This is a genomic window from Oxalobacter paeniformigenes, assembly GCF_027158465.1.
GTDB classification, from domain to species: domain Bacteria; phylum Pseudomonadota; class Gammaproteobacteria; order Burkholderiales; family Burkholderiaceae_D; genus Oxalobacter; species Oxalobacter paeniformigenes.
On record NZ_JAMKYL010000001.1, the window covers coordinates 359,929 to 373,726 of the forward strand.

Sequence of the window (13,798 nt, forward strand, 5' to 3'; positions counted from 1 at the left end):
GATGAAATGCAATTTGGACAGACAGGCAACAGGCGGCGACAGCGCACAGATGGTCATGTCACTGATGGATACGATCGTGGAAGAACAGACGACAGTGAAACAGGAAGCGGTGGAAAAGCCGTGTATCGATATCCGGAACCTGAATTTTTATTACGGTGATTTTCAGGGGCTGAAAAACGTGAATCTGCCGATTTATGACAAGAAGGTCACGGCTTTCATCGGGCCGTCCGGCTGCGGAAAATCGACATTGCTGCGGACGATGAACCGGATGTACGACCTGTATCCGAAACAGCGTGCAGAAGGCCGGATCATGTTCCGCGACAAGAACATTCTCGACAGCGATGTGGATGTGAACATGCTGCGCGCGCGGATCGGGATGGTATTCCAGAAACCGACGCCATTTCCGATGACCATTTACGAAAACATCGCGTTCGGGGTGCGCCTTTATGAGGACTTGTCCAGGGGCGAGATGGATGAACGGGTGGAATGGGCGCTGAAAAAGGCGGCGTTGTGGAACGAGGTGAAAGACAAGCTGGGCAAAAGCGGTCAGAGCTTGTCCGGCGGGCAACAGCAACGTTTGTGTATCGCGCGGTGCGTGGCGGTGAAACCGGAAGTGCTCTTGCTGGATGAACCGACGTCTGCGCTGGACCCGATTTCGACGGCGAAGGTGGAAGAACTGATCGCCGAACTGAAAGACGAGTACACGATCGCGATCGTGACGCACAACATGCAGCAGGGTGCACGCTGTTCGGATTACACGGCATACATGTATCTGGGTCAGCTGGTGGAATTCGGCAAGACGGAAAAGATTTTCATGCAGCCGGACAGGAAGGAAACCCAGGACTATATTACGGGACGTTTCGGTTAGGGCACGATGATGGAACAGATGAAAACGAACGGAATGGCAGGGCAGGACAATACCGTGCTTTCGGGGCTGCATTCCTCGAAGCAGTACGATCAGGATCTGGAGTGGATCCGCTCGAAGGTGTTGCTTATGGGCGGTCTGGTCGAAAACCAGTTCCGCGACGCGATGCTGGCGCTGGAAAGAAACGATCTGTCGCTGGCCGAACAGGTACGGGCGGGAGACGCTCAGGTGAATCGTCAGGAAGTCGAACTCGATCATGCCTGTGCACAGCTGATCGTCCGGCGCCAGCCGGCAGCCAACGATTTGCGCAATGTGATGGCGACAGTGAAAGTGATTTCCGATCTGGAACGAATGGGCGATGAGGCGACCAAGATCGCGCGTGCGGTCGGCAGTATCTGGGCGGGCGATGTGCTCTTGCCGGAACATCGCAATGCCGTCATCGGGATGTCCCACAGCGCCAGACGCATGATGCGCAGCGCGCTGGATGCCTATGCCAGAATGGATACGGTAACGGCACTGGAACTGATGGCGATGGACGATACGGTGGATGCGCAGTTCCACGATATCGTTTGCGGGCTTGTCGAATATATGCGGCGCAAACCGGATGCCGTGGAAGCGGGCATCGATTTGTTGCGTGCGGCCAAGGCGATCGAACGGATCGGGGATCATGCGACCAATATTGCCGAATTCATCATTTATGTGGTGGAAGGAAAAGACATCCGCCATACCGATTACCGATTGCCCGCAGATGGTACGATGCGTTAATCTAGTCGTGTCTGGCGGATTCCGTCCGGCAGGACGGAATGTTTGGCTGACTGAAAACTTTCAATGGCGTGCGGAACATGGCAAGCGAAAGCATTTCTATTCTGGTAGTGGAAGATGAACCCGCGATTGCGGAACTGGTTTCCTTTTCCGTGAAAACCGCCGGATGGACACCGGTCAAGGTCTATTCGGGAACGGAAGCATGGACGGCATTGCAGCGTTTTCGTCCGGATGTGGTGCTTCTGGACTGGATGTTGCCGGACTTGTCAGGCCTGCAGCTTCTCAAGCGGATTCGTGAGCATCGTGAAATGAAAACCTTGCCTGTCATCATGCTGACGGCGAAAACGCTGGAAGAAGACAAGGTCACCGGTCTCGATGAGGGGGCGGACGACTATATCACCAAGCCGTTTTCACCGAAGGAACTGGTTGCCAGGATCAATGCGCTGTTGCGCCGGAAAGCGCCGGAACGGGCCAAAAGCCTGTTGCGTGCCGGTTCAGTGACGCTCGATCCGGAAAGTTGCCGTGTGTGTATCGGCGAAAACGAGGTGAAAATCGGCAATTCCGAATACAGGCTTTTGAAGTTTCTGATGGCAAACCCGGACAGGGTCTTTTCAAGAGGCCAGCTGCTCGACAAGGTATGGAGCAACCAGCTGGATATCGAGGAAAGAACGGTTGACGTGCACGTTTTGCGTCTGAGGAAGGCGTTGAAAGGTCAGGAAAACCTGATACGGACGGTGCGCGGGATGGGCTATATGCTCTCGGAAAAGGACAAAAGTGAATGAATCCCCATGTCTTGTTCTGGATTCCGGCCGCGTTGCGGCTGGTGCTGATCTGGACCGGTTCTGCGGTATTGTGGTATTTCTTCGGGCCGATCGTCGGCCTTCTGGCCGGACTGGCGCTGACGACCGCCATGACGGTCGTGCAGCTTTATTATCTGTCGGCACTCGATATCTGGCTCGATTCGCCCAGAAGCGACCGGCTGCCTGACGGCTGGGGCGCATGGCATGCCGTGTATGCCCATCTGTACCGGCTCAACCACGATGAGGAGAAAAGCAAGAAGGAACTGACCGAATGGTTGACCCGTTTCCGCGAGGCGATGAGTTTTTTGCCGGACGGAGTGGCGATCATGGACAATGTCCTGTTTCTGGAATGGTGCAATCCGGTGGCGGAAAAGCATCTCGGTCTCGATCTGGAACGCGACAAGGATATGCGTATCACCAATCTGGTAAGGGTTCCGGCGTTTATCGACTATATCATTCTGGGGCGTTATGACAAGCCGCTGGAAATGAAGTTCAATGACCGTTATCTGGTGCTTCAGATCGTGCCTTTCGGCAACCGGCGGCAGATTCTGGTCACGCATGACCGGACCGATCTGGTCAGAACCGAAAAAATCCGCCGTGATTTCGTCGCGAATGCATCGCATGAGCTGCGGACACCGCTGACGGTCATCAACGGTTTTCTGGAAGTGGCGCTTGCACAGCCCGATCTGGACAGGGAAACACGGCTGGCGCATTTGCAGATGATGAAGGAACAGGGGCAGCGGATGCAGTTGCTGGTGGAAGACATGTTGATGCTGACCAATCTGGAATCGAACGATTATCCCCTGAAACGGGAGGCCTTCGATGCACCGGAACTGATCGAGGGGATTTTCCATGCCGCACAAGCCTTGTCAGGCGGACGGCATACGGTTTCGCTGGAAATGGACGGGCCGCAGACGCTTTACGGCAGCGCTGACGAAGTCCGCACGGCGTTCACCAATCTGGTGACCAACGCGATCCGCTATACGCCTGACGGCGGAAGCATCACGCTTTCATGGAAAAACGCCGAGGAAGGGCCGCGTTTTTCGGTAACGGATACCGGTATCGGAATCGAGGCCAAGCATATTCCGCGTTTGACTCAGCGTTTTTATCAGGTGGACAAGAGCCGCAGCCGCCAGGTCAACGGGACGGGACTGGGGCTTTCCATCGTCCGGCATATTCTGTTGCGGCATGAAGGCAGACTCGATATCGAGTCCGAACCCGGCAAGGGCAGCACGTTTTCCGCACAGTTTTCACGGCGCATACTGGTACCCTGAAAGAAGACGGATGCATGAGGCGGGCGATTGTCGCCCGCTTTTTTTTTCGGCGAAGCGGGAGGACAATAACTTTTTTTCAGCAATCAAGAGGGCGCAGCATGGTGATACTCGATGAACCGTTCGTTTCGGAAGAAGTGAAAGTTTTTCTGGAACAGTCGCAGGTTCCGGTGCTGGACAATGCCTTTGCGGCGCGTGCCGGCGACGGCTACCGTTTCAACCGGGTGGACGAGGCGGCTTTTTCGGCACGGATGGCGGCGTCCGGAGAGACATTGCGGTTGCTGACGGTTTCGGAAAACTCGCTGGAGTGGGTGATGCGCCATTCCCGGGATACCGCCATGAAGGATGCGATTGCATTGATGAAAGACAAGGCCGCGTTCAGGCGGCGTCTTGCGCCGCTGTATCCGGATTTCTTTTTCCGCGAAGTCGCGCTGGATGCGCTCGACAGCGTGGATCCTGCGAGTTTGCCGTTTCCTTGTGTGCTGAAACCGGCGACCGGCTTTTTCAGTATTGGCGTGCATATCGTCGCTTCTCCGCAAGAATGGCATGCGGCGGTGGATGCCATCCGGAAACAGGCAGGCCAGTGGCGCAAGGCTTATCCGGAAAGCGTCGTGGGCAGTACCGTCTGTATCATCGAGGAATATATCGAGGGGGACGAGTATGCCATCGACGCCTGTTATGACGAAACGGGGCACGCCGTCATCCTCAATATTTTCCGGCACGAGTTCGCCTCGCAAGACGATGTGCGAGACCGGCTTTATTACACGTCGGTTGCCGTGATACGGGAGCATCTGGCGGATTTTTCGCAATGGCTTGATGCCGTGAACCGGTATTGCGGGGCGAAACGCTTTCCGGTGCATGTGGAAGTCCGGATCGCACACGACGGAACGATCGTGCCGGTCGAATTCAATCCCTTGCGTTTCGCCGGCTGGTGCTGTACCGATCTGAGCTGGTTCGCATGGGGATTCAGGACGTATGAATATTTCCTGAACGGGCAAAAGCCGGATTGGGACCGGATATTGAAAGACAGGGACGGGCGGCTTTATACCCTGATCGTGCTGGACAAGCCGGCGGGTTTGCAAGTGCCATACCGGTTCGATGACAACAGATTGTGCGCCGTTTTCGGCAAGGTCTTGCATTTCAGGAATCTGTCGCGGAACCCGCACTATCCGGTATTCGGGTTTCTTTTTACCGAAACGCCGGAAAACGATCGCGGTGAACTGGATGCCATTGTGAAGTCCGATCTGACGGAATTTCTGGTGCCTGCCTGAAAAACGGCTGCCGGCAGGACGGTTTTCCACGAAAGTCAATACGTTACCGGTAGCCTTTTGCCGGAAGTGTTTTCAATGCAGACTGGCATGGATGTTTTTCGGTGAAAGGAGTGTTGCCATGTCGTGTCGGATGCATATCCGGGAACCGGTTCTGAATGTACAACCTTATTCGCAACATGGGCCTGTTTTGGGGCATACGCTGGAACTGGTCATTCGGGCGACAGTTCCGGCAGGCGGGCGATTTGCCAGCCGTATCGAGGCGTCGCCGTTTTCATGGTGGGAGACGATCACGCACTGGACATTGAATGCAGCCGGGACGCAATGGGTGAGAGGACAGGTGACAGGGCCGGTGGATCAGGCGCAGGGTAACAACAATACGGCGAATTTCTGGCGGGATCGGTATGCCAATGCGGTCGATGATCCGAACTGGCCGCGCAACTGGCCACGCAATCCGTCCAATGCGCAGGCGGAGAGTCTGATTGCGCAAAACGGGTTGGGCTGGTCGATCAGGGTCTATGACAATCCCGGCATGAACAATCCGCGAAATCAGCGTACCCCGGGTTCTCCGCGCAATCTGGCACGGTCAGTGGAGTTCGCCATTCGTGTCGGCCCTTATCTGATACGGAAAACCCAGCTGCTGGTGTCGTCATCGCGCGGGGATCGCCAGATGTTTCTGGATGGAACCTACGATGCGGCCAATATCGCGCAGTACCTGCCTTGAAAGGGGGCAAGCGTGGTCAGCATATGCCGCCGACTCCCGACAGCGGACGGAGCACGGCGGCGGACAAGCCTAGCGGACTTCAAGGCGCATCAGTGCGCTACTGATGGTGTTCATGTCCTTTTTGCTCAGCATGATATTGGCGGCGCGGGCGTTTTCGATCGCCTGGGCGGAATTGAGCGAACCGGCCAGTACGCAGGTGATGCCCGGACGATCCAGTGCCCAACGCAGCGCGAGCTGGGCGAGCGTGACTTTTTTCTCATTGGCCAACGGTTTGAGCAATTCAAGAAAAGCATTGGTCTTGCGGATGCTGTCGTAGGTGAAATGCGGGTTGACGTTGCGTGAATCGTTTTGCGGCCAGGTGTCGCCCGGATGGATTTTGCCCGAAAGCAGACCGGCTTCCAGCGGACGGTAAGCCAGAATGGCTTTTTTCGTGTCGATGCAGTATGGAACGATTTCTTTTTCGATGGAGCGGTCGAGCATGTTGTAGGGCATCTGCAACGAGACGATCGGTACGATCTTGCCGATTTCGTCCATTTGCTCCGGTGTGACGTTACTGACGCCGACATAGCGGACCTTGCCCTGGCGGACCAGCTTTTCGATAGCGCCGAAGGTTTCTTCAAACGGGGTGATATCGTCCGGCCAGTGCAGCTGGTAAAGGTCGATGTAGTCGGTTTTCAGGCGTTTGAGGCTGTTTTCGCATTCCTCGATGATACTGTCACGGCTGGCATAGCGGTAGATGTCGATGTTTTTGCCCTGGAAATTGCGTACGGTACGGAAATGCGTACCGTAGTTGTAAATCCAGCGCAAGCCGAATTTCGTCAGAATCTGTACCTTGTCGCGCGGGAAGCATGACAGGGCCTCGCCGATGATGGCTTCGGTGTCACCCAGTCCGTAGATCGGCGCCGTGTCGAATGTGGTGACGCCCATCTGGTAACTGGCGCGGATGGCTTCGATAGCCGCTTTCCGTTCGGAGGGCGCCCAGCCGTTACCGGATGCATAGGAACCGAAAGCGATAACGGAAAGATTCAGGTCGGTGTTGGGTATTTTTCTGGTTTCCATTTTTTTTCCCCTCGTTGGTTGCCGCCGGGTTTTCCGGTGGCAAGCGGTTACTCAAAAGGCGTTTTCCCACGGTATGGACAGTCTGACGGCACACTGGATCAGACCGACCATACTGTATGTTTGCGGAAAATTTCCCCACAGTTCGTTTCCCTCGCGCGAGACGTCTGCAGAAAGCAGGCCGAGCCGGTTGCGGCGGGAAAGGATTTTTTCGAATGCGGCACGTGCCTTGTCTTTCTCGCCGATATAGGCCAGTGCCAGAATCCACCAGAACGTGCAGACCAGCAGCGCCGTGTCCGGTACGCCATCGGTATCCTCGCCTTCGTAGCGCAGCAGGAAATCCCCGCGCAGGAGCCGTTCGCCGATTCTGGCGACCGTGCCGGTGAAACGGGGGTCGTCCGGTTCCGTGAAACGCAGTTCCGCCATCAGCAGAAGGCTGGCATTGACCTCGTCGCCGTCCCATGTGGTGGTGAAGCTGCCGATCGTCTCGTTCCATGCGTGGGCGAGGATGTCGTCGCGGATGGTTTTGGCATGCGTTTCCCACTGCAGGGCGCGGGTTTTCATGTTCAGTTCCCGCGCGATCGCGGCAAGCCGGTCGCATGCCGCCCAGCACATGACGCTGGAGAACGTATGGATGTGTTCATGCCCTTCCCGGTGCCAGATATCCACGTCCGGCTGGTTGTAGCGGGCGAGGGCTTCTTCTCCCAGACGTTCCAGATCGGCAAAGACGTTGCGGTCGGCGGGGCGGTGCAGGCGCTTGTCGAAAAAGGCTTGTGTACACGCCAGCACGGCAGAGCCGTACACGTCGTTTTGCGTTTCGTGGCAGGCGTTGTTGCCGATGCGGACCGGTCCGCGCCCGTTGTAGCCGCCCAGCGAGTCGGCCGTGCGTTCCGTCAGATCGGCGTTTCGGTGGATGCCGTACACCGGCTGGAAGGGCAGGCCCTTCGAATCGGCGATGATGTTGAGGATATATTGCAGATACCGTTCCATCGTGCCGGTCGCGCCGAGCCGGTTCAGGGCGCTGACGACGAAGTACGAGTCGCGCACCCAGCTGTAGCGGTAGTCGCGGTTGTGGCGTGCCGCACTGGAACCCGGAATGGATGTCGTGACGGCGGCGATGATCGCGCCGGTATCGTAAAACGTGTTCATGCGCAGCGTGATGGCGGCACGGATGACGGCGTCCTGCCATTCGAACGGCAGGGAAATGTTGTGTATCCAGTTTTGCCAGTACCTGACGGTCGCTTCGTAATAGGCGCGGCCGATGTCTTGCGGCGCGGATTCCACCGCCTGGTCCGGGCCGAGAATCAGGGTGACGGAATCGTTGAGGAAAAACGGCTTTTCATCGAGTATGGAACTGATGGATGCATCGGTCGTCACCCGCAGGGTTTGTTCGGAACCCTTGTAGGAAATATGGTGTGCGCCGGCCAGCACTTGCGGAGCGTCGCTGCCGTAGTTCGCCGCAGGACGGATACGCAGCGTGATGCGCGGACGTCCCGCGACGCGGCGGATGATGCGGATGATCGTCGAAGGGGTGAACAGCCTGTCGTGCATCGGAAAACACGGCGCGAAGTCGATGATTTCGATGACATTGTGCGCGTTGTCGCCGAAACGGGTGACCAGAACGGCGGAATTGCGTTCGTAATACTGGTCCGCCTGGCGGATTTTGTCGAAACCGACGTCGATATAGCCGTATGCCGGTGCGGTGTCGTCAGGTTGCATCAGCCGGCAGCAGACGGGGTCGCTGTCGAAAGTGGGATAACACCACCAGACGATACGTGCGTTTTTGTCGATCAGGGCGCTGGTGCGCGAATTGCCGATCAGGCCGAGTTCCAGTGTGTTCATGTCGGTTTCCTTTCGCCGGTCGTGATGTCACCGGCTTTTCGGGATGTTTCCAGCGTGCCGATCACGAAATCGAGCAGGGAAATGATGTCTTTCTGTGAATCCAGATAACAGCGTGCATGGCTGTGCGCGCTTTTTTCGATACGAACGGTCAGAATCGATGACGAATCCAGCGCGAAGACGTCTTCGTCCGTTTCGTCGTCGCCGATATAAAGCGCCGTCGGCGCACCGGCGGCTTTCATGAGCGAGAGCAGTGCGTCGCCCTTGTCCGGTGCGCCAGGCGGTATCAGGTTATAGACGAATTTGCCGGGCAGGATGTGGGCTTGCGGCGCGACTTCGGCGAACAGGCGGGTCAGTCTGTGTTCGGTCGCTTCGTAATCGGCGGCCTTGCGGTAATGTACCGCGAGCGAATAGCGTTTGTTGTCCAGACTGACGCCACGGTCGTAGCGTGAAGCGTCTGAAAGGGCTTTTTTCAGCGCGTCTGCCCAGCAATCGACCGTCCGCCGATATTGTTCGCTGTCCTTGTTGCGGCCCGGAACCCCTTCCTGACCGTGATTGGCGACGAGATAGTCCGGCTTGAAAGGCAGACGGGTGCGGATGTCGGAAAGGGCACGGCCGGTGACGATGGCCACGGGTGTCATGGACTGGAGCCGGACGAGTCTTTCGCAGACGTCAGCCGGCAGACGGGCGTTTTCGTATCCCATGAACGGGGACAGCGTGCCGTCGAAGTCAAAGGCGCAGAGCATGCCTTCCCGGAGAATCCGGGCGGCCTGGATACGGCCCTGTTCTGAAAAGAACGGAATCATCATGGCACCTCTTTGTCAGTGGGTGATGGCATCAGTATAACCGAGCTTGTCTGTCGCAGTTCATGACCTGTGACTGGAAACCGTGTATTTCAGGGTGCGGTTTCAGCAACATCGGCCTTTTTCGCCATATCGCTTCCGGCAGAAAAGAAAAGTCGGAAAATTGTTGCAAACCCGGATAATGCACTCTGTACATGGCCATACGATCAGGCCATACTTATACAGTAAAGGTTTTCTGTTCATAAACCGTTTTTACCGGAAAGCGAGCGTTTTCGTGAGATCGTTGGTACTTTTTTGCCTGCTGGCTTTGCAGGCACCTCTGGCATTGGCCTGGCATGGCGTGGTCGACAAGGTCATCGACGGCGACTCGCTCAGGATACGGCATGAATCGGGTCGTGTTTATGATGTCAGACTGTATGGCGTGGATGCACCCGAACTGCCGCAGACCAACGGGCATGAAGCGCGTGATGCGGCGCGGAAACTGGTCGATGGCAAGGCGGTGGAAGTGCAGGTCATCAACGTCGATCCAAACGGCACGACGATTGCGGTCGTTTCGATCAACGACCAGTACAGTCTTCAGGCGTTTCTGGTCGGATCGGGGCTGGCATGGGTTTATGACGGGCATTGCGATCTGAAGATATGCAACCAGTGGCGTTCGATGCAGCAACAGGCCAAAGCCGCCAACCGTGGCCTGTGGATCGATCCGCATCCGGTGCCGCCCTGGAAGTGGCGAGAACAAAGTCATGCGACCACAAAACCGGTTGTCAAAAAACGCCGTACCGTCCAGCGCAAAAAGACGACGGTGCGCAAAAAGGCGCCTGCCGACATTTCGGCAGAAATGCAGAACGACTAGTCTTGCGGCTTGCATGAAAAAACCCCGTCATCGACGGGGTTTTTTCATATCGGGACACAGGTGTTTTTTCTGGCCGAAAGGGCGATTTCCGGTTTTCACCGTTCATGCGGCAGTTCGCACCGTACGTGCGGGTGCCTCGAAACGCAGCCAGAACAAGAGCAGCAGCAGGCATCCGGTCAGGGCGAGTGCGCTGGCCGGCAGGGTCGTGTATTCGTAACGGTATCCCGCGGAGACGGGCAGACCGCCCAGCCACGCACCGAGTGCGTTGCCGAGGTTGAAAGCGATCTGGACGCTGGCAGCCCCCAGCATTTCGCCGCCTTTTGCATGGCGTATCAGCAAAAGTTGCTGGGGTGCCGAGACGGTGAACAGGCAGGTCGTGCAGACGGTCATGAGCATCAGGGCGCATACCGGATGGGGCGCGAGAAAAAACGTGGCGAACAGGGCGCAACACATGACGCCTTGCGCCATGAAGGCAATTTTGCCGGGGCCGAACCGGTCGGAGAGACGGCCGCCCGCCAGATTGCCGACCAGCATGCCCATGCCTGCCAGTACCATGACTGCCGTCATGTCGGACGGGGCGATACCGGAGACACGGGTCAGCAACGGATTGACGTAGCTGAACCAGCAAAACGCACCACCGTTGCCCAGCGCGGTGGCGAACAGAATCAGCCAGGGCGGCAAATGGCGGAAGAAGCGGAACTGGCCGAGGATACCGGTATCGGGAAGCGGTGCGAGATACGGTATCCAGCGACGGATCAGCCAGAACAGTACCAGTGCCCAGAGGCCGACGCCCGCGAACGTGATGCGCCATGAAACGTTGTGGCTGATCCAGGTGCCGGCGGGTACGCCCAGTACATTGGCCAGCGTCATGCCGGCGGTCATGATGGCGATGGCCTGTGCGACCTTGTCGCGGTCGGAGAGTTTGTCTGCGACGATGGAACCGACACCGAAAAATGCGCCGTGCGGCAGGCCGGATATGAAGCGGGTCGCCAGCATGGACCAGTATTCCGGCGCGAAGGCCGTGCAGAGATTTCCCAGCGCGATCAGGGCTGCCAGCCCCAGCAGGATTTGTTTGAGCGGCCGGGTGCGTGCGATCAGGACCAGAAGCGGTGCGCCGGCACAGACACCCAGGGCATAGGCGGCGATGAAATGGCCGGCGGCCGGGATGGAAACGCCGAGATCGGTCGCCACATCAGGCAGCATGCCCATCATGACGAATTCGGCGATGCCCAGCGCGAAAGTGCCGGCAGCCAGTGCGACAAGACTTTTTTTCATACCGTGTCGTTTTTTCAGTGCGGATGGATAGGCGGTTTTAAACGAAAGGCGCTATTGTAGCGCCGCCCGTGAAAGCGTGCCGCACGAGCGGATTTCACGGGCGGTATGGTCAGCCTAGGCCTTGTCCGTTTTTTTTCTGGAAAGCGCGACGAGTTGATGGCAAAGCGACAGGGTGGAAAGCCGTTGCGCGGGACGGCGACATTGCGCGCGCGTTACCGGCAGGGTGCGGAGGGCATGTGCCGGATGGATGCGCGTCGGGACCGGCTGCGCGGATGGCGTGCCGGTGATGGTATATTGGCGAAGCCAGACCGGATAGTGTCTGACTTTTCGGGGGTGGCCTGGGATATTCATGCTCTGCCGCCGATGTCGTGTCTGCAGTCGCGGAATGTCGGACAGGAAAACGGCTGTTGTGCGGCGTCGAGCTGTTCCATCGCACGGGTTTCCGCCAGTGCGTCCACCGATTCGCCGATCAGGCGGGTGATGGTTCTGAACACGTTTTCTTTCCGGCCGCGCTGGGCATCGCGGATGATATCGACGACTTCGCTGTCGTTGAGGTAACGGATGAACCGGTCGGCGACTTGTACAGTGGTGTCGTCATCGTCGTCACGGGATAGTCTTGCACGGATTTGTTTGCCGAACGTATCGGTGAGCATGTCGAGTCTGCGCCGGATTTGTTCGTGATCCGTTCGCGGATCGCCGGGATGGCCGACGGCTTTTCCCCAGGTGCAGGAATCGCCGTAGCCGGGTTTGCCATAGTCATGACGGAATTTTCGATAGTGCATGATTGCCTCCATGCCATGTTAGTCCATTTATGGCTATTCTGGATGGGACAATATTTTCGATCAATCCATTTAAGGTTTGTCTTGTTCTGTCGGCCGTTTGTTTGATGAACGACATGTCGTGGTGCAGTTTGGGGATGCCGGAGAAAAAGCTTGTTGCATAATGGCGATACCGGCACGCAACGGGTTGCGCGTGTCGTTTTCATGAAGGACAGACCATGAATGCATTATCGCTTTTTACCGCGCGCGAAAAAGAAATCTATGTTCTTTCCGTGAAAGGGATGGGATGCAAGCAGATCGCGTCCGAACTGGGTATCAGTCCCAATACCGTCAAGAAGTACCGTTCCCGCCTGATGCAAAAGGCAGATGCCGGCAATATGGTGGAACTGGCAGGCCGGATGGCCGGTGAAAAAAAACAGGCCGCCTGAATGGCAACAGTTGACCGGCAGACAGCGTCAGGTTGCGCTGCTCGTCGCCGCAGGCAAGAGCAGCAAGGAAATCGCCCGCGAACTCGATATCCATTACACGACGGTGATGAAACACCGTGAAAACCTGTATGCCCGTCTGGGGGTGGACAGCGCCTTGTCGCTGGCGTGCTGGCTCTGCGGTTCGGACGTGTGAAAACGGCCGGACGGCAGGCAGTGCGGTTTTGTCAATACGTGATCGGTAGCCTTTTTTTCGTGCATGAAAACCGCACAATGGTTGTCGTGTGAAACCACAGCCGAGATGAAGGAGCTGCCATGGACGAATGGACGAAACTGACCAAAAACAGGGTTTTTATTTCCGATATCGGTATCGACAGGATGGCGGAAATAGACGGGAAAGAGACTGTCGTCGGGCGTTATGCCGTCTGGGCGCCTGCGCCGGGGGGATCGCATCATCGTGTCGTCGAGGTCGGACGTGATTGCGGGGTATTGATGAAAAAGTACGGTGTTCCCGCCGAACGGGTGTTGCGTCTTGAAATGACGGGGTGCACCCATGGCTGATGTCAGTCTGTCCGATCTGTTTTCCGCGATCAGCCGTGCGATGCTCGATGCACAGCAGGCCGTCTCACAGGCCAGCGTCAACCAGTACTGGAATTATTTTCGGCCGGCGGACGGGCTGCGGGCTTCGCTTGCCGGGCAAGCGGGCGTGGCCGAAGGGGAAGCGCTGGTGCCGCTGATGCGCAAAATCGTCATTCCCGCGCCAAACGGCAAGGGCGTGGCCTCGGAATTGTCGGTGCCGCTGGTGTCTCTGGTCAACCATGGCAGTTTCAGTCTGGAGCAAGTCACGCTGAAGATGCGGGTCGCCGCGTCTGTCGATGAAGCGGGCGGCCCCCTGAAAGTATCCGTTTTGCCTGCACGGCGCCGGGATGAAACGCTTCAGGCGACAGACGGGCAGGATGCCGTGCCGGATACGGCGCAGGAAATCGAGCTGGTTTTCAGGCGGGAAGCGCCTGCCGAGGGCATTTCCCGGATTACAACCGAAGCGATCAAGCTTCTTTGAGGAAAGAAAGGAGGGGAC

17 protein-coding genes are annotated in these 13,798 nt (G+C 57.3%); 11 read left to right on the forward strand and 6 right to left on the reverse strand.

Annotation, left to right across the window (positions count from 1 at the left end; genetic code table 11):
- The first annotated feature begins 64 nt into the window (after nt 1–64).
- From pstB to NAI64_RS01710, 6 genes are all read left to right on the forward strand, one after another.
- Nucleotides 65–868, forward strand: a complete 804-nt coding sequence (gene pstB / locus NAI64_RS01685) for a phosphate ABC transporter ATP-binding protein PstB (protein WP_269297983.1) — start codon at nt 65–67, stop codon at nt 866–868.
- 9 nt (nt 869–877) lie between these two features.
- A complete protein-coding gene (gene phoU / locus NAI64_RS01690) occupies nt 878–1,630 on the forward strand; it encodes a phosphate signaling complex protein PhoU (RefSeq protein WP_269297156.1) in 753 nt (250 codons plus the stop codon).
- Between the two features lie 77 nt (nt 1,631–1,707).
- The gene (gene phoB / locus NAI64_RS01695; RefSeq protein WP_269297158.1) at nt 1,708–2,409 is read left to right on the forward strand and encodes a phosphate regulon transcriptional regulator PhoB; all 702 of its coding nucleotides are present in this window, start codon (nt 1,708–1,710) and stop codon (nt 2,407–2,409) included.
- Nucleotides 2,406–3,701 carry a phosphate regulon sensor histidine kinase PhoR gene (phoR, locus tag NAI64_RS01700; protein ID WP_269297160.1) on the forward strand — a complete coding sequence of 432 codons (1,296 nt, stop codon included), beginning with the start codon at nt 2,406–2,408 and terminating at the stop codon, nt 3,699–3,701. Before phoB ends, phoR begins: the two co-directional genes overlap by 4 nt.
- Before the next feature lie 98 nt (nt 3,702–3,799).
- Nucleotides 3,800–4,969 carry an ATP-grasp domain-containing protein gene (locus NAI64_RS01705; RefSeq protein ID WP_269297161.1) on the forward strand — a complete coding sequence of 390 codons (1,170 nt, stop codon included), beginning with the start codon at nt 3,800–3,802 and terminating at the stop codon, nt 4,967–4,969.
- Between the two features lie 118 nt (nt 4,970–5,087).
- Nucleotides 5,088–5,690, forward strand: coding sequence for a hypothetical protein (locus tag NAI64_RS01710; RefSeq protein WP_269297163.1), 603 nt, complete (start codon nt 5,088–5,090; stop codon nt 5,688–5,690).
- Between the two features lie 69 nt (nt 5,691–5,759).
- Here NAI64_RS01710 and NAI64_RS01715 read toward each other — a convergent pair whose 3' ends face one another.
- From NAI64_RS01715 to otsB, 3 genes are read right to left on the reverse strand one after another with little or no spacing between them, the layout of a single operon-like run.
- A complete protein-coding gene (locus NAI64_RS01715; RefSeq protein WP_269297165.1) occupies nt 5,760–6,749 on the reverse strand; it encodes an aldo/keto reductase in 990 nt (329 codons plus the stop codon).
- A 51-nt stretch (nt 6,750–6,800) separates the two neighbouring features.
- Nucleotides 6,801–8,588 carry a glycoside hydrolase family 15 protein gene (locus NAI64_RS01720; protein WP_269297167.1) on the reverse strand — a complete coding sequence of 596 codons (1,788 nt, stop codon included), beginning with the start codon at nt 8,586–8,588 and terminating at the stop codon, nt 6,801–6,803.
- Nucleotides 8,585–9,394, reverse strand: a complete 810-nt coding sequence (gene otsB / locus NAI64_RS01725; protein ID WP_269297169.1) for a trehalose-phosphatase — start codon at nt 9,392–9,394, stop codon at nt 8,585–8,587. The genes NAI64_RS01720 and otsB overlap by 4 nt, the downstream gene beginning before the upstream one ends.
- A 268-nt stretch (nt 9,395–9,662) precedes the next feature.
- On the opposite strand from otsB, the gene NAI64_RS01730 reads away from it, so the two are divergent.
- Nucleotides 9,663–10,241, forward strand: coding sequence for a thermonuclease family protein (locus tag NAI64_RS01730; protein WP_269297171.1), 579 nt, complete (start codon nt 9,663–9,665; stop codon nt 10,239–10,241).
- A gap of 102 nt (nt 10,242–10,343) precedes the next feature.
- Here the strand turns inward: NAI64_RS01730 and NAI64_RS01735 are convergent, their stop codons facing one another.
- From NAI64_RS01735 to NAI64_RS01745, 3 genes are all read right to left on the reverse strand, one after another.
- Nucleotides 10,344–11,516 (reverse strand): MFS transporter, encoded by a 1,173-nt coding sequence (locus tag NAI64_RS01735; protein WP_269297172.1) that lies wholly within the window; start codon nt 11,514–11,516, stop codon nt 10,344–10,346.
- Between the two features lie 114 nt (nt 11,517–11,630).
- The gene (locus NAI64_RS01740) at nt 11,631–11,867 is read right to left on the reverse strand and encodes a hypothetical protein (RefSeq protein ID WP_269297174.1); all 237 of its coding nucleotides are present in this window, start codon (nt 11,865–11,867) and stop codon (nt 11,631–11,633) included.
- Complete coding sequence (locus tag NAI64_RS01745; protein ID WP_269297176.1) at nt 11,864–12,298, reverse strand: hypothetical protein; 435 nt, start codon at nt 12,296–12,298, stop codon at nt 11,864–11,866. The genes NAI64_RS01740 and NAI64_RS01745 overlap by 4 nt, the downstream gene beginning before the upstream one ends.
- A gap of 215 nt (nt 12,299–12,513) precedes the next feature.
- On the opposite strand from NAI64_RS01745, the gene NAI64_RS01750 reads away from it, so the two are divergent.
- The 4 genes from NAI64_RS01750 to NAI64_RS01765 all read left to right on the forward strand — a co-directional run bounded on the left by NAI64_RS01750 (nt 12,514) and on the right by NAI64_RS01765 (nt 13,780).
- Entirely contained in the window at nt 12,514–12,723 is a 210-nt protein-coding gene (locus tag NAI64_RS01750; RefSeq protein ID WP_269297178.1) for a LuxR C-terminal-related transcriptional regulator, read from the forward strand.
- A complete protein-coding gene (locus NAI64_RS01755) occupies nt 12,701–12,916 on the forward strand; it encodes a response regulator transcription factor (protein ID WP_269297180.1) in 216 nt (71 codons plus the stop codon). Before NAI64_RS01750 ends, NAI64_RS01755 begins: the two co-directional genes overlap by 23 nt.
- A 119-nt stretch (nt 12,917–13,035) precedes the next feature.
- On the forward strand, nt 13,036–13,281 hold the full coding sequence (locus tag NAI64_RS01760) for a hypothetical protein (protein ID WP_269297182.1): 246 nt from the start codon (nt 13,036–13,038) through the stop codon (nt 13,279–13,281).
- Nucleotides 13,274–13,780, forward strand: coding sequence for a DUF2589 domain-containing protein (locus tag NAI64_RS01765; RefSeq protein WP_269297184.1), 507 nt, complete (start codon nt 13,274–13,276; stop codon nt 13,778–13,780). The genes NAI64_RS01760 and NAI64_RS01765 overlap by 8 nt, the downstream gene beginning before the upstream one ends.
- Nucleotides 13,781–13,798: the final 18 nt, after the last annotated feature.

Excerpts from the sequence above, each read along its gene's own strand:
- NAI64_RS01760 (WP_269297182.1), top strand. The coding sequence starts at position 13,036 with ATGGACGAATGGACGAAACTGACCAAAAACAGGGTTTTTATTTCCGAT.
- NAI64_RS01750 (WP_269297178.1), top strand. The coding sequence starts at position 12,514 with ATGAATGCATTATCGCTTTTTACCGCGCGCGAAAAAGAAATCTATGTT.
- phoB (WP_269297158.1), top strand. The coding sequence starts at position 1,708 with ATGGCAAGCGAAAGCATTTCTATTCTGGTAGTGGAAGATGAACCCGCG.
- NAI64_RS01765 (WP_269297184.1), top strand. The coding sequence starts at position 13,274 with ATGGCTGATGTCAGTCTGTCCGATCTGTTTTCCGCGATCAGCCGTGCG.
- NAI64_RS01745 (WP_269297176.1), bottom strand. The coding sequence starts at position 12,298 with ATGCACTATCGAAAATTCCGTCATGACTATGGCAAACCCGGCTACGGC.
- NAI64_RS01720 (WP_269297167.1), bottom strand. The coding sequence starts at position 8,588 with ATGAACACACTGGAACTCGGCCTGATCGGCAATTCGCGCACCAGCGCC.
- NAI64_RS01710 (WP_269297163.1), top strand. The coding sequence starts at position 5,088 with ATGTCGTGTCGGATGCATATCCGGGAACCGGTTCTGAATGTACAACCT.
- pstB (WP_269297983.1), top strand. The coding sequence starts at position 65 with ATGGATACGATCGTGGAAGAACAGACGACAGTGAAACAGGAAGCGGTG.
- NAI64_RS01740 (WP_269297174.1), bottom strand. The coding sequence starts at position 11,867 with ATGAATATCCCAGGCCACCCCCGAAAAGTCAGACACTATCCGGTCTGG.
- NAI64_RS01705 (WP_269297161.1), top strand. The coding sequence starts at position 3,800 with ATGGTGATACTCGATGAACCGTTCGTTTCGGAAGAAGTGAAAGTTTTT.
- phoR (WP_269297160.1), top strand. The coding sequence starts at position 2,406 with ATGAATCCCCATGTCTTGTTCTGGATTCCGGCCGCGTTGCGGCTGGTG.
- NAI64_RS01715 (WP_269297165.1), bottom strand. The coding sequence starts at position 6,749 with ATGGAAACCAGAAAAATACCCAACACCGACCTGAATCTTTCCGTTATC.
- NAI64_RS01735 (WP_269297172.1), bottom strand. The coding sequence starts at position 11,516 with ATGAAAAAAAGTCTTGTCGCACTGGCTGCCGGCACTTTCGCGCTGGGC.
- otsB (WP_269297169.1), bottom strand. The coding sequence starts at position 9,394 with ATGATGATTCCGTTCTTTTCAGAACAGGGCCGTATCCAGGCCGCCCGG.
- phoU (WP_269297156.1), top strand. The coding sequence starts at position 878 with ATGGAACAGATGAAAACGAACGGAATGGCAGGGCAGGACAATACCGTG.